This window comes from Mesorhizobium sp. M0664 (genome assembly GCF_040320565.1).
Classification (GTDB): domain Bacteria; phylum Pseudomonadota; class Alphaproteobacteria; order Rhizobiales; family Rhizobiaceae; genus Mesorhizobium.
Window position 1 is genome coordinate 161,785 of sequence record NZ_JAMYPW010000001.1, and the last position, 14,669, is coordinate 176,453.

Here is a 14,669-nt window from a genome sequence, read left to right on the forward strand (position 1 = left end):
AGCTCACCTGCCGACATCGCCGACGCATGCTCCTCAAGCACTGCCTGAAGGCTCGTCCTGCGATAGAGGTCGAGATTGGCGGTAAGTCTGCCGAGCTTCTCGCTCGCTTCCTCCGGCGTCACCGTGTCGATGTCGAGCAGCAGGTCGGCGACGCCGATCCGCTTGGCAAGTTCCTTGGTCTTGAATTCATACGCGATCGGCAGCACCGGCGTGCCGACGCAGAGCGACATGATCATCATGTGCATGCGCGTTGCGACAACGAAGTCGAAGCCTTTCACCAGTGCCATCAGTTGCTCCGGCGTGTGGAACGAAGCGTCCACGCTGACATGCTTGGCGATCTCCGGATCGAGTTCGGCAACGATAGCCCGCGCCGTCTTGGAATCGTCATGGGCGTATTCCGGCACGCCCTGGCAGGTGGAGACGAAGGTGACCTCCTTGGCGTGGTCCCTGACCAGGATGGTCGCGATCGCGCGGATCGAGTCGATGTAGCGGCGCATGCCGCCCTCGCCGTCGCTGACATAGTTCCAGTGACGGACGGAAATGGCGACGCGGCCGGTGACGGTCGCCGACTGGCCGGAGGCCAGAATTTTTCCGATCCTGTCGGTGTCGGCCAAGGCAAAGACGGCGTCGGCCACGACGTGGCATTTGCCGGGGTCTTTCACCATGTCCACAATGTGACCTCGCGAACGTTCGTCGCGCAGCAGGATGAGCGGGCTCCGATCGAAGATTGGGCTCAACTCCTGGCGATTGTAACTTTTGTTGAACGGGCCGAGCGATTGCGTGAAGAAGACGGGGTCCTTCCCCAGAATCGCGTCGATCCGGAATTGATTGAGTCGCCGTTCCAGATTGTAAGTCTCGACAAGATAGGTTCCGCCTGTCGTGACCACGAGGTCGGCGTCTTTGTAGATCTCGAGACCACGGCGATTGCTTGAGTTGAACAAACGCCCGAGAACGCCGCGGATGCCGAACCGCCGCAGGGCATTGAGGATGAGCCGATTGTAGATCGGCTTGAACAGGTTCTTCAGCCCGCTGCCGTATTTGTAGCGGAACAGCGATTCCGACAGCAGCTTGTGGAATTCGAGATCAGGATACTCTTTCTTCGTGTAGAGCCTCGCCGCCACCTCCGGCTGGCTGTCGAAGACATAGAACTGGATATCGTCTTGCACGATCGTCTTGAAAACATGGCGGATCGCCAGGAGAATCGCTGCATCCCCGGTATTCAGGCAGACGGTGTTTTCAACCGCGATCTTCATGGAATGACCTCATTTCGTGAGTAGTCCCGTGCTTCCATCGACGGGTGCGAAGGGGCGGATTGCAGGCGGGTTGGCCGAAAATGCTGCACGCCAAGGATGGTCCTCGCGTCGTGATTATTGGCGCGCAGCCCGATGGCAGGCCAACGCGCGGTCCATGTGGCCCAAGCAGAGCGAGATTAACCCATCGATTTTGCAGTGCAACAAAAAACGGGGATCTTTGCTACGCTGCAACCAAAAATGTTGCGATGCAGCAAGAGCTGTACTAGCATTGTCGCGGGCGGGCCAACAGCGGTCGAGTTTTCATGCTGCATGTCTTGTACTTGGTACACGACGTCTCCGACCCGGCAGTGCGCCGGCGGATCATAATGCTCAAGGCAGGCGGCGCCCAGGTTACGCTGGCGGGCTTTCGTCGTACGGCAAGCGCAGTTGCTGATGTCGAGGGCTTGCAGCCGATCGATCTCGGCCCGACTCGTGATGGCCGATTCGCCCAACGTCTGGCCGCGATCATGAAGGCAGTTGTCTCGACCGGCCCGAAGCTGGGCTCAATGCCACGGCCCGACCTCATTGTCGCGCGCAATCTGGAAATGCTGGCGCTTGCCCGCCGCGCCAGATCGGCTTTCCAGGCAACGGTGCCGATCGTCTACGAGTGCCTGGATATCCATCGCCTGCTGCTTCGCGACGATCCGCTGGGATGGGCGATGCGCGGCGCAGAACGCTTCCTGGCTAGGGATGTGAAGCTTCTGGTGACCAGCTCTCCGGCCTTCATCGCCAACTATTTCAAGCCGTTCGGGCAGATTGCCGCCCCAGTCGAACTGCTCGAAAACAAGTATTTCGAGCCAGCCGCGGCCTCGCTGGATGACCGCGCGGCGCCGGAGAACCCCGTAGCGCCGCCTTGGCGGATCGGCTGGTTCGGGGCGCTCCGCTGCCGCCGTTCCCTGGAGCTTCTGGCCGAATTTTCGCGCCGCCTCGACGGCCGCTTTGAAATCGTCCTCAGGGGCCGCCCGGCGCTGTCCGAATTTCCCGATTTCCACGGTTTCGTCGAATCGGAACCCTGGCTCTCGTTTGGCGGGCCCTACCGCAATCCCGAGGATATGGCGGCGATCTACCGCGAGGTCCACTTTTCCTGGGCCATCGACTTTTTTGAGCAGGGCCTGAACTCCGAATGGCTGCTGCCCAACCGGCTCTATGAGGGCTGCCGCTTCGGAGCCGTGCCGATTTCGATGGGAGCCACCGAAACCGGCCGGTTCCTCGACCGGCAAGGCATAGGGGTTCTTTTGCCAGAAGCCACGCCCGAGGCGCTCGAAGTCGCCGTCGGCACGATGGAGCAGCATCGGTTCGGGACATTGAGGGCGCGTGTTCTCGCCCGCAATCCGCGCACCTGGAGCTACGACCGCGCCGATTGTCGGGCGCTCGTCGAAAAGCTCCGCGGGCTGACTGCGGCTCCCGGTCCATATCCTGCCGAAGCATTGGCATAGAAGGACTGCCGATGACGCAAACCGAAATTCCATCCTGCACGATCGTGGTTCCGTGCCTGAACGAGGCGGCCCATATCGGCGCGTTGCTTCGAGAGCTCCGCCCTGCGGCCGAGAGGCTGGGCGCCGTGATCATCGTTGCCGATGGCGGCAGCACGGACGGCACCAGGACGATCGTCGCGGACATCGCCGCAAAAGATCAGCGGGTGATCCTGCTGCACAATGAAAAGCGCTTGCAGAGCGCGGCAATCAATCTCGCCGTCGCCAGGTTCGGGGAAGGCGTCGACTATCTCATTCGCATCGACGCGCATGGCGGCTATCCCGCGGATTATTGCGACCGGCTGGTCGAAGAAGCGCAGGTCACCGGTGCGGATTCGGTCGTCGTCTCGATGCTGACCAGTGGCAGCGGCATGGTTCAGAAAGCAGCGGCAGCGGCGCAGAACTCCAGGCTCGGCACCGGCGGTTCCAAGCACCGGCATCTTTCGGCGGGGGAATGGGTCGATCATGGCCACCACGCACTGATACGGATATCGGCGTTCACCGCGGTCGGCGGCTATGACGAAACCTTCAGCCACAATGAGGATGCCGAACTCGACTATCGGCTCCGCCAGGCCGGCTACCGCATCTGGATGACCGGCAAGACGCAAATGGTCTACTACCCGCGCTCCTCGCTGAAGGGCCTCTATTTTCAATATCTCGGCTATGGCCGTGGCCGGGCGAAGAACGTTCTCAAGCACCGCATGATCCCGAAGATCCGGCAGATGGTGCCGCTTCTGGTGTTCCCCGTGGTTCTTCTCGCCGCCTTTTCCTTCGTCCACTGGCTGGCGGCCGTACCGCTTTTGCTATGGGCGTCGGTCTGCCTCGGCTACGGCTTTTGGACCGCCGTCAGCCAGCGCAAAGCCGACATTGCGCTGGCCGGGGTCTCGGCAATGGTCATGCATTTCGGCTGGTCGGTCGGTTTCTGGCTGCAACTGCTCGCACCGCGACCGCAGCGCGGGGTAGCGTGATGGACTCGGTCAGGAAAAATCGAAGCATCGATATCTGCGTCTGCACATTTCGCCGGCCGGAGCTTGCCGACACGCTTCGCTCCATAGCGGCCATGGATATGCCCGCGGGATTCGACGTCGGTGTTATCATCGCGGACAACGACGATACGCCGACGGCCGAACAGATGGTGACGACGCTGGCTGCGGAGTTGAAGCTGCCGGTGACCTACCGGCACGCCCCGGCCCGAAACATCTCGATCGCGCGCAACGCTTGCCTCGATACCAGTGCGGCGGATTTCGTCGCCTTTATCGACGATGACGAGACGGCCACCGCTGGCTGGCTTGCCGAACTGGTGGCGACGGCGGAAGCAACAGGTGCTGCGACGGTGCTTGGGCCGGTGCAAGCCCGTTACCTGCCGGATGCGCCCGCCTGGATGCGCAAAGGCGATTTCCACTCGACCTTGCCGGTCTGGGTGAGCGGCGAAATCCGCACCGGCTACACCTGCAACGTCCTGCTCAGGATTGGCGCTGAGAGCCTGCGCGGCCGGCGCTTCAGCCTGGCGCGTGGCCAGACCGGCGGCGAAGATACGGAATTCTTCGACCAGATGGTCAAGGCCGGCGGCCGCATCGCCTTTTCGCCGGAGGCTTGGGTCGACGAAGCGGTGCCACCTGCCAGGGCGGCATTCGACTGGCTCGGCCGCCGCCGGTTCCGCGTTGGGCAGACGCATGGTCATCTTCTGGGGCGCAACGCACACGGCCTTGCCCGGCTCAAGCAGGTCGGCATTGCCGCGGCAAAGGCCGCCTACAGTTTCCTGTCGGCAATTCCGGTCGCCATCGACCCCGTACGTCGGAACCGCAGCGTGCTTCGCGGCATTATGCATGTCGGCGTCGTCAGCGGCCTCGTCGGGGTTCGTGAAATCCGCCAATACGGCCTGTCTTCGCCGCAGCAAGGGGGCAAGCGTGCAGCCTGACGTGAGCTTCGTGATTGCCGCCTACAATGCCGAGGCGACCATCGATCGGGCGATTGCCAGCGCCGTCGCCCAGCGCAATATCAGCGTCGAGGTCATCGTCGTCGACGACAAGTCGGGCGACCGGACGCTCGACCTGGCAAGATCCTACCCCGAAGACATCGTACGCGTTGTCGCGCTTGAGCAAAACCGTGGCCCCGGCGGCGCCAGGAATGCCGGCCTTGAGCTTGCACGCGGCAGGTGGGTCGCGGTCCTCGATTCCGACGACGCGGTCTATCCCGGGCGACTCTGCACCATGATCGAGCGCGCGGAGAAAGCGGGCGCCGAGATCGCGGTCGATAATCTGCAGGTCGTTCGCGAGGATGGCGTTGCCGAAGAGACGATGTTCCCGGCTGACTATCTGGAAGGCCTCGGTGAAATCTCGCTGGTAGATTTCATCAGCGGTAATGTCCTCTTCGAATCGAGGTTCAATCTCGGCTACCTCAAGCCGATCTTCCAGCGCCGGTTCCTGAACGAGAACGGGCTTCGTTACGATGAAAGCCTGATCATTGGCGAAGACTATATCCTCCTGGCCAGTGCTCTGGCTAAAGGCGGCAAATGCATGGTCGAGCCGACGACGGGCTATATCTACCACATTCGCACCGGTTCCATCTCCCGGGTGCTCGAACTTCATCACGTCGAGGCGATGCGCAGGGCCGATGCCACCTTCGCCGCGACCCATTCCATGGATGCTGCGGCCGAGGCGGCGTTCGCCAGGCGCGCTCGCAGCCTGCGGCGGGCGGCATCATTCCTGTCGCTGGTTCAGCACATCAAGGCGCGGTCGCCGCTCAAGGCGATATGGACGGCGCTCAGCGATCCGGCGGCGGTTCGGCATATGAGCATGCCGATCGCCGTCCGGCTGCGAAGGGTAGCGGCACAGTTTGCCGTAGTGGCGGGGAGGTGAAGGGCTGCAGGTGAATGAAGACAGTTTCGCCGCCTGCGACAGGGTTGAAATCGATCTCCTCAGAAGGAACATGCAATGAAAAAAGTCAGGAAGGCAGTCATACCGGTGGCGGGGCTCGGAACGCGGTTCCTGCCGGCGACCAAGTCCATGCCGAAGGAAATGCTGCCGGTGGTCGACAGGCCTGTCGTGCAATATGCGGTTGACGAGGCGTTCGAGGCCGGCATCGAGCACATCGTCTTCGTCACCGGCCGCAACAAGGCGGTGATCGAGGACTATTTCGACCTGCATCCTGAACTGATCGGAACCCTGGAGCAGAGCGGCAAGAAGGCGCAACTCGAATCGCTTGAAAGCCTGCTTCCCGTCGCCGGCGCGACGAGCTTCATCCGCCAGCAGTCGCCGCAAGGCCTCGGCCATGCCGTCTGGTGCGCGCGCGAAGTCATCGGTGACGAGCCCTTCGCATTGCTTTTGCCGGACATGGTGTCCTTCGGCGGGCGTGGCTGTCTCGCCGAAGTCGCTGATCTTTACGCACGGACTGGCGCAAACGTCATCGCCGTCGAGCGTTGCGATCCGACCGAGACCAGCAAATACGGCATTGTCGGGCGCGGCGCTGATGTCGGCACGGGCTTCGAGGTAACGGCCATGGTCGAAAAGCCGGCTCCTGCCAACGCGCCGTCGAACTTCTACATCAACGGCCGCTACATCCTGCAGCCCGAGATATTCTCGTTGCTTGCCAGCCAGCAACGCGGCGCCGGAAACGAGATCCAGCTGACCGACGCAATGGTGCGTCTCGCACAGACCCAGGCCTTCTTCGCCCAGCCTTTCGACGGCCGCATGTTCGACTGCGGTTCGAAGGAGGGGTTCATCCAGGCCAATATCGCTTTCGCGCTGGCGCGGGAGGACATGAAGGGCCCGATCTTCGAGATGCTGCAGGAATTCGTCCGGTCGCATCAGCGTCGGGAAGAAGCCGCATAATGTCCATTTTTTCGAGGCATTGTGGGTGCGGCTGATGACGCAGGACAGGCCGTTGCGCCGCGCGTAACGCGCACTGTCCGGCGCAAGGTTTGCACCCTATGTCCCGACCTTCGAGGCGGTAGCGCCTGCAAACTAGAATTGGACCGAAGATGAACTATGCCAATTTTCCTGTCGACAAGAGGACGCCATTGCCGGCTTCTAATGCGGCAAACGCCGAAGACTTCATCGACATCGAGCGCCTGCTTGGCATGGCCGCGCGGCAGGCGAAAGTGGTTGCCGCCTGCGCCGTCATCGGTCTCTTTCTCGGCGTGCTCTATTTGCAGACGACGCCTCCTACCTATGTGGCGACGAGCAGCGTGCTGATCGACGAAGGATTGAACAAGGTCGTCGACGACATTTCGGCGGCGTCGGTCAGCATGCAGACCGACTCCGCCGTTCTGAGCCAGATCGAAATACTACAGTCGGCCAGGCTGGCTGGGGTGGTCGTCGACAAGCTGAAGCTCGATCAGAACGACGCTTTCATGAACCCTCCGACGTCGGCCCTGTCGAAGGTTGCTGGCTTTGTGCGCGGTATCGTCCAGTCTGTCCGCCCCAAGCGCGCCGCTAGCACAACCGATGTCACTCAGCTTGATGCTGCGACGCGTGACGCGATCACCGCATCCTCATCGCCCCGTGACTACGCAATCTTCAAACTGCAGACCCAACTCGATGCCGAGCGGATCGGCCGGAGCTTTGTCATCAGCATCTCCTTCCAGGCGACGGATCCGGCGCTTGCGACCGCCATCACCAAGGCCTATGCCGATGCCTATCTAGCCGATCAACTCGATGCCAGCTTCGACGCGACCGAGCGGGCGGCGGTCTGGCTGCAAGGCCGGCTGACCGAGCTTCGTGAGAGCTCCCAGGCGGCTGCACTGGCGGTCGAAAAGTTCAGGGCCGAACACGGATTGGCCGTCAATGACGGCCAGCTGATCAGCGACAAGCAATTGTCCGATCTCAACACCCAGCTGATCGTCGCGCAGGCCGATACAGCACGTGCCGGCGCCCGCTATCAGCAGTACAAGTCGATCGTCGAAAGCGGCTCGGACAACGCGTTCAAGGACGCTGCGATATCGAACGACCAGCCGAGCAGCTCGGTCATCACGACGCTGAAGAACCGCTATCTCACCGTATCCAAGCGACAGCAGGATGTCGAAGCCAATTTCGGCCCGCAACATCCGCAGGCCGTCGCGCTCGCCAAGGAGAAGGCCGACATATCGGCGCAGATTTTCGGCGAGCTGAAGCAACTGACCGAAAGCTACCGCAACGAATACGAGGTCGCTCTGGCGCGCGAAACCGCGCTCCGCGCAAATGTCGCCTTGGCGGCTGGCAAGAGCTCCATCGACAACCAGTCGCAGGTCAAGCTGCGTGAGCTGGACCAAAAGGCGACGGCGCTGTCGACGCTCTACCAGACGTTCCTGAACCGCTATGAGGAGGCCGCCCAGCAGCAATCCTTCCCGGTCGGCAAGATCCGGGTCATCTCGGACGCGACGATGCCGCAGTCGGCCGCAACCCCCCGCACAGCCATCGTGCTGGGGCTTTCGCTGGCGCTTGGCATGATGCTGGGGGCAGGGGTTGGTGGCCTGAATGAATTCAGGGAACGCTTCTTCAGGACCGGCGAGGATGTGCGCGACCGGGTCGGCCTCAAATTCCTCGGCTACCTGCCGGTCATCGGCAAGGCTGGCAAGGATGACCAGCGCAATGGCGGTCAGCCTGACGTCAAAGTCGTTGAATCCAAGACCGCCAAGTCCTCCAAGTCCCAGCCCTCCAAAACATTGTCGGCAGCCGAAAAACGTGCGCGGATGCGGGTAACCGTCGATGCCCCGGCATCGATGTTCTCCGAGACGCTGCGCAACGCCAAGATCGCCTTCGATGTCGTCATGGAAGGCCAGGGCAGCCGGGTCATCGGCGTGGTCTCGGTGCTTCCCGGCGAGGGCAAGTCGACGGTGGCGGCCAATCTTGCCGGGCTGCTTGCCGTCAACGGATCGAAAACGCTGCTGATCGACGGCGACCTGCGCAATCCCGGCCTCAGCCGCAGCCTCGGTATGGAGGCCGAGCAGGGCCTGATGGAAGCTGTGGTGAGCGGGCAGACATGGCAGTCGGTCGGCAAGATCGACCGGCAGACCAAGCTGGCTATCATCCCGGCCGTCCTGCGTGGCCAGTTTTCGCATACCAGCGAGCTTCTGTCTTCAGCCGGCATGCGGCGTTTCATCGATAACGCCAAGGAAACCTTCGAATACATCATCGTCGATCTGCCGCCGCTCGGGCCTGTCGTCGACGCCAAGGCCTTCGCTCCGCTTGTCGACGGCTTCGTGCTGGTCACCGAATGGGGACGCACGCCGCGTGCGATGGTGCAATCCATGCTCAGCTCGGAGCCCTACATCGCCAAGAAGATCATTGGCGCGGTGCTGAACAAGGTCGAACTGAAGAAGCTGGCCAAATATGGCGCGATCGGCGGCTCGGAAAAATTCTTCGACAAATATTCGAGCTACTATCTGGAAAAATCGGAAGCGCGCACCAAGGCAGCCGCCTGAGCGACGACATCGCGCTCAGGAAAATATCAACCTGGCGCGGTTGTCGACGATCCTGAGGGCGGTCAGCTGGCCGGTTTGGAAGGCGCCGGTGTCTATGCCAAGCCGGCGTCCCTCGAGCTTCGGAGTGTCGACCGGCGTATGTCCGTGCACGACATAGCGGTCGAGAAGATGCGCAGCGTCGAAGAAGTCCGAACGGATATTCAGCAGGTCGTCCTCGTCCTGCGCGGCGAGGTCGATGCCGGGCCTGATGCCGGCATGGACGAACACGAATTTCGCCGAACAGACCATGACCGGCAGCGCGCGCATGAAGCTAATGTGGTCGGCTGGAATGACTTCCCGAATGCGCTTGTCGACCTCCTCGCTTGACCCATAGAGATCGGCCATGCGCGACGGGTCGACGCCGTAGGAAAACAGCGTTTGCAGGCCGCCTATCGCCAGCCACGACTCTCTCGAAATGACCCCGTCGACGTAGTTCAGCATCACGACTTCGTGGTTGCCGGCAAGGCAGATGCGCTGGAAATCACGGAGCGGTGGCGCCAGCAGATGATCGAGCACACGCGCCGACTGGGGTCCACGATCGACATAGTCGCCAAGCATGATTATGAGCTTGCGCCCTTCGAAGGGCGCCGAATCGAGCACGATCTTCTGCTCCAGGGCGCGGAGTTCCTTGTAGCAGCCATGCACGTCGCCGATCGCATAGACGACTGCGCCCCGCATATCGATCTCCAGCCGCTGGCGTGCCGCGGCCTGGGGCTTTCTCGATCGCTGGAACAGGGTCACGTATGGCGTCTCGCATGGCTGTGGGTGCGTCTCGATTCCGAAACAACATGACGACACCGCGCGTGGATACCACGTCCGGCGCCGGTCGTTCCATACCGGAGCTTCGGACGCAACTCGGCTTCGGCGCCCATTACAGGCCGATGCCGCGGCGGTTCAGCGCGGCGGTGATCTCGTCGAGGATGGCCGGGTCGTCGATCGTTGCCGGCATGGCCCATTCCTCCTTGTCGGCGATCTTCTGCATGGTGCCGCGCAGGATCTTGCCGGAGCGCGTCTTCGGCAGGCGCTTGATCGTCACCACCGTCTTGAAGGCAGCGACCGGGCCGATCCGTTCGCGCACTAGGGTGACAACCTCGTTTTCGATGATGCCGGCGTCGCGGTCGACGCCGGCATTCAGCACGACGAAGCCGAGTGGAACCTGGCCTTTCATAGCATCGGCAATACCGACGACGGCGCATTCGGCGACGTCGGGATGCGCGGCCAGAATCTCCTCCATGGCGCCGGTCGATAGCCGGTGGCCGGCGACATTGATGATGTCGTCGGTGCGAGCCATGACATAGAGATAGCCGTCCTCGTCCATCATGCCGGCATCCGCGGTTTTGTAGAAGCCGGGGAACTCGTCGAGATAGGCTTGGCGAAACCGCTCGTCGGCATTCCACAGCGTCGGCAGGCAGCCGGGGGGCAACGGCAATCTCACCACGACATTGCCAAGCGTACCACGCTTGACCTCATGCCCGGCATCGTCGAGCACGCGGATGTCATAACCGGGCATCGGCACGCCGGGCGAGCCGTATTTGACCGGCAACAGGCCCAGTCCGGCGGGGTTGATGGTCATCGGCGAGCCGGTCTCGGTCTGCCACCAATGGTCGATCACCGGCAAGGTCAATTTCTGCTCCGCCCATTTGATGGTTTCGGGATCGGCGCGCTCGCCGGCGAGGAACAGCGTCCGGAATTTGGACAGGTCGTATTTCGGGACGAATTCGCCCTTCGGGTCCTGTCCTTTGATGGCGCGAAAGGCGGTTGGCGCGGTGAACAGCGCGACGACGCCATGCTCGGCGATCACACGCCAATAGGTGCCGGCATCGGGCGTGCCGACCGGCTTGCCCTCGAACAGGATCGTTGTGCAGCCATGCAGCAGCGGGCCGTAGACGATATAGGAATGGCCGACCACCCAGCCGACATCGGAAGCCGCCCAGAACACTTCGCCCGGTTTGACGCCGAACTCGTTTTCCATCGACCATTTCAGCGCGACCATATGGCCGCCATTGTCACGCACGATTCCCTTCGGCTGGCCGGTCGTGCCCGACGTGTAGATGATGTAGAGCGGATCGGTGGCAAGCACCGGAACACAGTCGACATTGGCACCCGCGGCCCGCTCCCGCGCCACGGCGTCGGCATAGTCGATATCGTGGTTTTCCCTGAGTTCGCAGCGCAGTTGGTCGCGCTGCAGGATAAGGCAGCTTTCCGGCTTGTGCCGCGACATCTCGATCGCCTTGTCGAGCAGCGGCTTATAGGCAACGACGCGCCCTGGCTCCAGGCCGCAGGAAGCGGAGATGATCAGCTTCGGCTTGGCGTCGTCGATACGGGTGGCGAGCTCATGCGAGGCAAAGCCGCCGAAGACCACCGAATGCACGGCGCCGATCCGCGCACAGGCAAGCATGGCGAAGGCTGCTTCCGGCACCATCGGCATGTAGATGATGACGCGATCGCCTTTTTGGATGCCACGATTCTTGAGCACCGAGGTCAGCGCGACCACCTCGCGCTTCAACTCGGCATACGTGAATCTCCTGATTGTGCCGGAAATCGCGCTGTCATGGATCAACGCGATCTGGTCGGCACGGCCGCCCGCCACATGACGATCGACGGCATTGAAGCAGGTGTTGCACGAGGCGCCAATGAACCACCTGCCATAGACGCCGGCATTGGCGTCGAACACCGTCTCGAAGGGCGAGAACCAGTCGATTGCGCCCGCGGCATCGGCCCAGAATTTTTCCGGGTCGCGTTTCCAGCCGTCGTAGACCTCGTGGTAGCGTGACGCCATCCAGCTTCCTCCCCAGGAATGTTTGCTGTCCTTGAAATAGCGTATGCTGGTTTGTGTAACCATGTATTTGTGCGTTTCGTTTGCTGTCGTTCTAACTTGGCCGCAAGTGCGGGTCATGAATGGTCTGGGGGCCGGTGTCGTTCGAATTTTCGGCATTAGGGGGCAGGGCGCGATGAAATTGCGATATGAGCTTGGGTTTGCCGCGGTTGCGACGCTGGCGGTGGTGCTCGCTTCAGCTGCTCAGGCAGGCGACGCGGCGGCTCGGCGCGTCATCGGCTTTTCGCCAGACGGCAACTACTTCGCCTTCGAACAGTACGGCACGCTCGATGCCGGTGCTTCGGATTCGGGCTGGTCGGAGATCGACATCATCGACACGCGGACCGATGAGTTCGTCGGCGGCAAGCCGATCGTCATCGCCGACGAGACGGAGGATTCGACATTGACGCTTGCGCAGGCGAGGGCACAGGCCGCCGAACTGGCGGCGCCCTTGCTGGCCAAATATGCCATCGCGCCGCGCGGCGAGCGGACTGCCTTGGACAGGTTCACCTTTCCCGACGACATGGTCGCCTACAATGACATTGCGCGCCTCGAGCAGGTTTCGCAAAAATGGCTTTCGCCGGCCTATGACGAGCTTGGCACCATCCAGCTCGAGCAGATCCGTGCCGACAGCACGGCGGATTGTTCAGCGAGTTTCGACGCGACGCTGCAAGGCGAAACGACCGGCAAGGCGCTCGGCTTTCGCCTGACGCTGCAGGGTCAGGACGGCAAGCCGATCAAGCTGCTGCATGAGGACAAGGCGGTGCCCGGTTCGAGGAATTGCCCGACTTCCTACAGCCTGTCGGAATCTTACGCATTCACCCCGGATGGAAAACCGGGCGTGCTTGCGGTGCTCGTGCAGCGCTTCAGCCAGGGATTTGAAGGGCGCGACCGCCGTTTCATCGCCGTGACTGGCCAGGCGCACTGAGGCAACGCGCTGAGACGTAGTCCGCTACCCGAGTTTGTTGTCCCTAAAGCGGGAGGGCAGCGAGCATAAGTCCGACCCCGCCGACGATCAGCAAGGCGGCTGCCAGCACCTTTCCATGGCGCTCGAAACCCGTCGGCGCCCGATCCCAATTGTAACGCATGCTCGAACTCCCCAAACCCGCAGATTCTTTATCTTACGCAGGGTGAGGAGGGCAACTGTCTGGCGATGCGCGGCGTTGCCGATACCGGTCTTGTCACCGACTATTTCTGGGGCATTCTCCGCCGCTACATGCCCCAGCGCAGCGCGGCCGTATGTACCGGTGCATCCCACCAAACAGCCGCCTCGTCGTCGAGCATGCTCAGCGTGATCGAACAGCCGGCCATATCGATCGAGGTCACATAGGACCCGACCAGCGACCGGATCACCGTCACGCCGTGCTTCTCGAAGATTTTGCGGGCGCTGTTGTACATCAGATAAAGCTCCATCAACGGTGTGCCGCCAAAGCCGTTGACGAAGAGTAGCGCCTGGCCTCTGGCACCGTCGCCCAGGTCACCCAGGATTGCGGTACAGATCTCCTCGGCGATAGCATCGGCGCTTTTCAATGTGTCGCGCCGCCTCCCAGGCTCGCCGTGGATGCCGACCCCGAACTCCATCTCGCCGTCGCCGATATCGAAGGTCGGCTTGCCCGCCGCCGGCACGGTGCAACTGGTCAGCGCCACGCCCATCGAGCGCGTCGCGCCGTTGACGCGCTCGCCGAGCGCCTTCAACGGCTCCAGTGCCATGCCTTGTTCGGCCGCCGCGCCGACGATTTTCTCGACCACCAGCGTGCCGGCGACGCCGCGCCGGCCGGTGGTGTAGGACGAGTTTTCGACCGCAACGTCGTCATTGGTCACGATTTGCATCACGCCTTCCGACATTTCAGCGGCCATGTCGAAATTCATCACGTCGCCCTCGTAGTTCTTGACGATGAACAGGCAGCCGGCGCCCGTATTGACGACTTCGGCCGCCGCCATCATCTGGTCAGGCGTTGGCGAGGTGAATACCTGGCCGGGGCAGGCCGCATCCAGCATGCCGTGCCCGACGAACCCGCCATGTAGCGGCTCGTGACCCGAGCCACCGCCGGAGATCAGCGCCACCTTGCCCGGTGTGAGCAGCTTGCGGCGGACAAATTTGTGTTCCTCGCCAAGCGCCAGGATATCGGCATGCGCGGCAACGAAGCCGTCGAGGCTCTCGGTCAGCACCGTATCGACCGAATTCAAAAATTTCTTCATGGCCGTCCTCCCGAAATAGCCCAGCGTCAGCTGCCCTTGCCGGCGATGCTGGTGATCTTCTGGATGAAATCGTTGACCGCCCGGTCGAGCGCCGCGTTCTGCTTGTCGTCGCCGAAATCGGGAACGATCAGCGAGACATGGCGTGTCTTGCGCAAGCCTGCGGCCAGCGACATCTTTCCCGGATGCGCCCGATGGTAGGCCTCAAGGAAATGATCGCGTTCGGCCGGGCTGAAATGGCAGACGGAGAAGATAGCCGGCAAATGCTTCGACGGGATCGGCGTCGAATAGGCCGGGCTGGAAATCTGCGTGACGAAGCTGCGATGCTTGCCCAGCGCATCGGCGAGGCGCTGGCGCATGCCGGACGGGCGCTGGTCGATCACCTGCGACAGGATCGTCTTGTAGGCGCGGATCGCCTCTTCGGGGCCGGATTGCGACGCCTTGTCTGCCATACC

11 protein-coding genes and 1 pseudogene are annotated in these 14,669 nt (G+C 62.2%); 7 read left to right on the forward strand and 5 right to left on the reverse strand.

Going from position 1 to position 14,669, the window contains the following annotated elements; translation table 11 throughout:
• Positions 1-200 precede the first annotated feature (200 nt).
• Positions 201-1,253 (reverse strand): annotated as a pseudogene (locus tag NKI39_RS00700) (polysaccharide pyruvyl transferase family protein); the annotation flags it as partial.
• A gap of 302 nt (positions 1,254-1,555) precedes the next feature.
• On the opposite strand from NKI39_RS00700, the gene NKI39_RS00705 reads away from it, so the two are divergent.
• From NKI39_RS00705 to NKI39_RS00730, 6 genes are all read left to right on the forward strand, one after another.
• On the forward strand, positions 1,556-2,728 hold the full coding sequence (locus tag NKI39_RS00705) for a glycosyltransferase family protein (protein ID WP_352830315.1): 1,173 nt from the start codon (positions 1,556-1,558) through the stop codon (positions 2,726-2,728).
• Positions 2,729-2,739: 11 nt separating this feature from the next.
• Positions 2,740-3,732 (forward strand): glycosyltransferase family 2 protein, encoded by a 993-nt coding sequence (locus tag NKI39_RS00710; RefSeq protein WP_352818584.1) that lies wholly within the window; start codon positions 2,740-2,742, stop codon positions 3,730-3,732.
• Complete coding sequence (locus NKI39_RS00715; RefSeq protein ID WP_352830317.1) at positions 3,732-4,682, forward strand: glycosyltransferase family 2 protein; 951 nt, start codon at positions 3,732-3,734, stop codon at positions 4,680-4,682. The genes NKI39_RS00710 and NKI39_RS00715 overlap by 1 nt, the downstream gene beginning before the upstream one ends.
• The gene (locus tag NKI39_RS00720; RefSeq protein ID WP_352818579.1) at positions 4,672-5,622 is read left to right on the forward strand and encodes a glycosyltransferase family 2 protein; all 951 of its coding nucleotides are present in this window, start codon (positions 4,672-4,674) and stop codon (positions 5,620-5,622) included. The genes NKI39_RS00715 and NKI39_RS00720 overlap by 11 nt, the downstream gene beginning before the upstream one ends.
• A 75-nt stretch (positions 5,623-5,697) precedes the next feature.
• Entirely contained in the window at positions 5,698-6,594 is an 897-nt protein-coding gene (locus NKI39_RS00725; RefSeq protein ID WP_352540412.1) for a UTP--glucose-1-phosphate uridylyltransferase, read from the forward strand.
• Between the two features lie 149 nt (positions 6,595-6,743).
• The gene (locus tag NKI39_RS00730) at positions 6,744-9,164 is read left to right on the forward strand and encodes a polysaccharide biosynthesis tyrosine autokinase (RefSeq protein ID WP_352469932.1); all 2,421 of its coding nucleotides are present in this window, start codon (positions 6,744-6,746) and stop codon (positions 9,162-9,164) included.
• Positions 9,165-9,179: 15 nt separating this feature from the next.
• Here NKI39_RS00730 and NKI39_RS00735 read toward each other — a convergent pair whose 3' ends face one another.
• Both NKI39_RS00735 and NKI39_RS00740 read right to left on the reverse strand, forming a co-directional pair.
• Positions 9,180-9,881, reverse strand: a complete 702-nt coding sequence (locus NKI39_RS00735; RefSeq protein ID WP_352769088.1) for a metallophosphoesterase family protein — start codon at positions 9,879-9,881, stop codon at positions 9,180-9,182.
• Positions 9,882-10,074: 193 nt separating this feature from the next.
• A complete protein-coding gene (locus tag NKI39_RS00740) occupies positions 10,075-11,982 on the reverse strand; it encodes a propionyl-CoA synthetase (protein WP_352769091.1) in 1,908 nt (635 codons plus the stop codon).
• 172 nt (positions 11,983-12,154) lie between these two features.
• Between NKI39_RS00740 and NKI39_RS00745 the strand changes: the two genes are divergently transcribed.
• The gene (locus NKI39_RS00745; RefSeq protein WP_352454688.1) at positions 12,155-12,946 is read left to right on the forward strand and encodes a DUF2259 domain-containing protein; all 792 of its coding nucleotides are present in this window, start codon (positions 12,155-12,157) and stop codon (positions 12,944-12,946) included.
• 284 nt (positions 12,947-13,230) lie between these two features.
• On the opposite strand, the gene dhaK is transcribed toward NKI39_RS00745, so the two are convergent.
• Both dhaK and NKI39_RS00755 read right to left on the reverse strand, forming a co-directional pair.
• The gene (dhaK, locus tag NKI39_RS00750; RefSeq protein WP_352769094.1) at positions 13,231-14,217 is read right to left on the reverse strand and encodes a dihydroxyacetone kinase subunit DhaK; all 987 of its coding nucleotides are present in this window, start codon (positions 14,215-14,217) and stop codon (positions 13,231-13,233) included.
• Positions 14,218-14,243: 26 nt separating this feature from the next.
• Positions 14,244-14,666, reverse strand: a complete 423-nt coding sequence (locus NKI39_RS00755) for a hypothetical protein (protein WP_023676327.1) — start codon at positions 14,664-14,666, stop codon at positions 14,244-14,246.
• Positions 14,667-14,669 lie beyond the last annotated feature (3 nt).

Bases quoted from the DNA above. Each gene is read 5' to 3' on its own strand.
- NKI39_RS00730 (WP_352469932.1), top strand. From the start codon at position 6,744: ATGAACTATGCCAATTTTCCTGTCGACAAGAGGACGCCATTGCCGGCT.
- NKI39_RS00735 (WP_352769088.1), bottom strand. From the start codon at position 9,881: ATGCGGGGCGCAGTCGTCTATGCGATCGGCGACGTGCATGGCTGCTAC.
- NKI39_RS00715 (WP_352830317.1), top strand. From the start codon at position 3,732: ATGGACTCGGTCAGGAAAAATCGAAGCATCGATATCTGCGTCTGCACA.
- NKI39_RS00745 (WP_352454688.1), top strand. From the start codon at position 12,155: ATGAAATTGCGATATGAGCTTGGGTTTGCCGCGGTTGCGACGCTGGCG.
- NKI39_RS00755 (WP_023676327.1), bottom strand. From the start codon at position 14,666: ATGGCAGACAAGGCGTCGCAATCCGGCCCCGAAGAGGCGATCCGCGCC.
- NKI39_RS00710 (WP_352818584.1), top strand. From the start codon at position 2,740: ATGACGCAAACCGAAATTCCATCCTGCACGATCGTGGTTCCGTGCCTG.
- NKI39_RS00705 (WP_352830315.1), top strand. From the start codon at position 1,556: ATGCTGCATGTCTTGTACTTGGTACACGACGTCTCCGACCCGGCAGTG.
- NKI39_RS00725 (WP_352540412.1), top strand. From the start codon at position 5,698: ATGAAAAAAGTCAGGAAGGCAGTCATACCGGTGGCGGGGCTCGGAACG.
- dhaK (WP_352769094.1), bottom strand. From the start codon at position 14,217: ATGAAGAAATTTTTGAATTCGGTCGATACGGTGCTGACCGAGAGCCTC.
- NKI39_RS00740 (WP_352769091.1), bottom strand. From the start codon at position 11,982: ATGGCGTCACGCTACCACGAGGTCTACGACGGCTGGAAACGCGACCCG.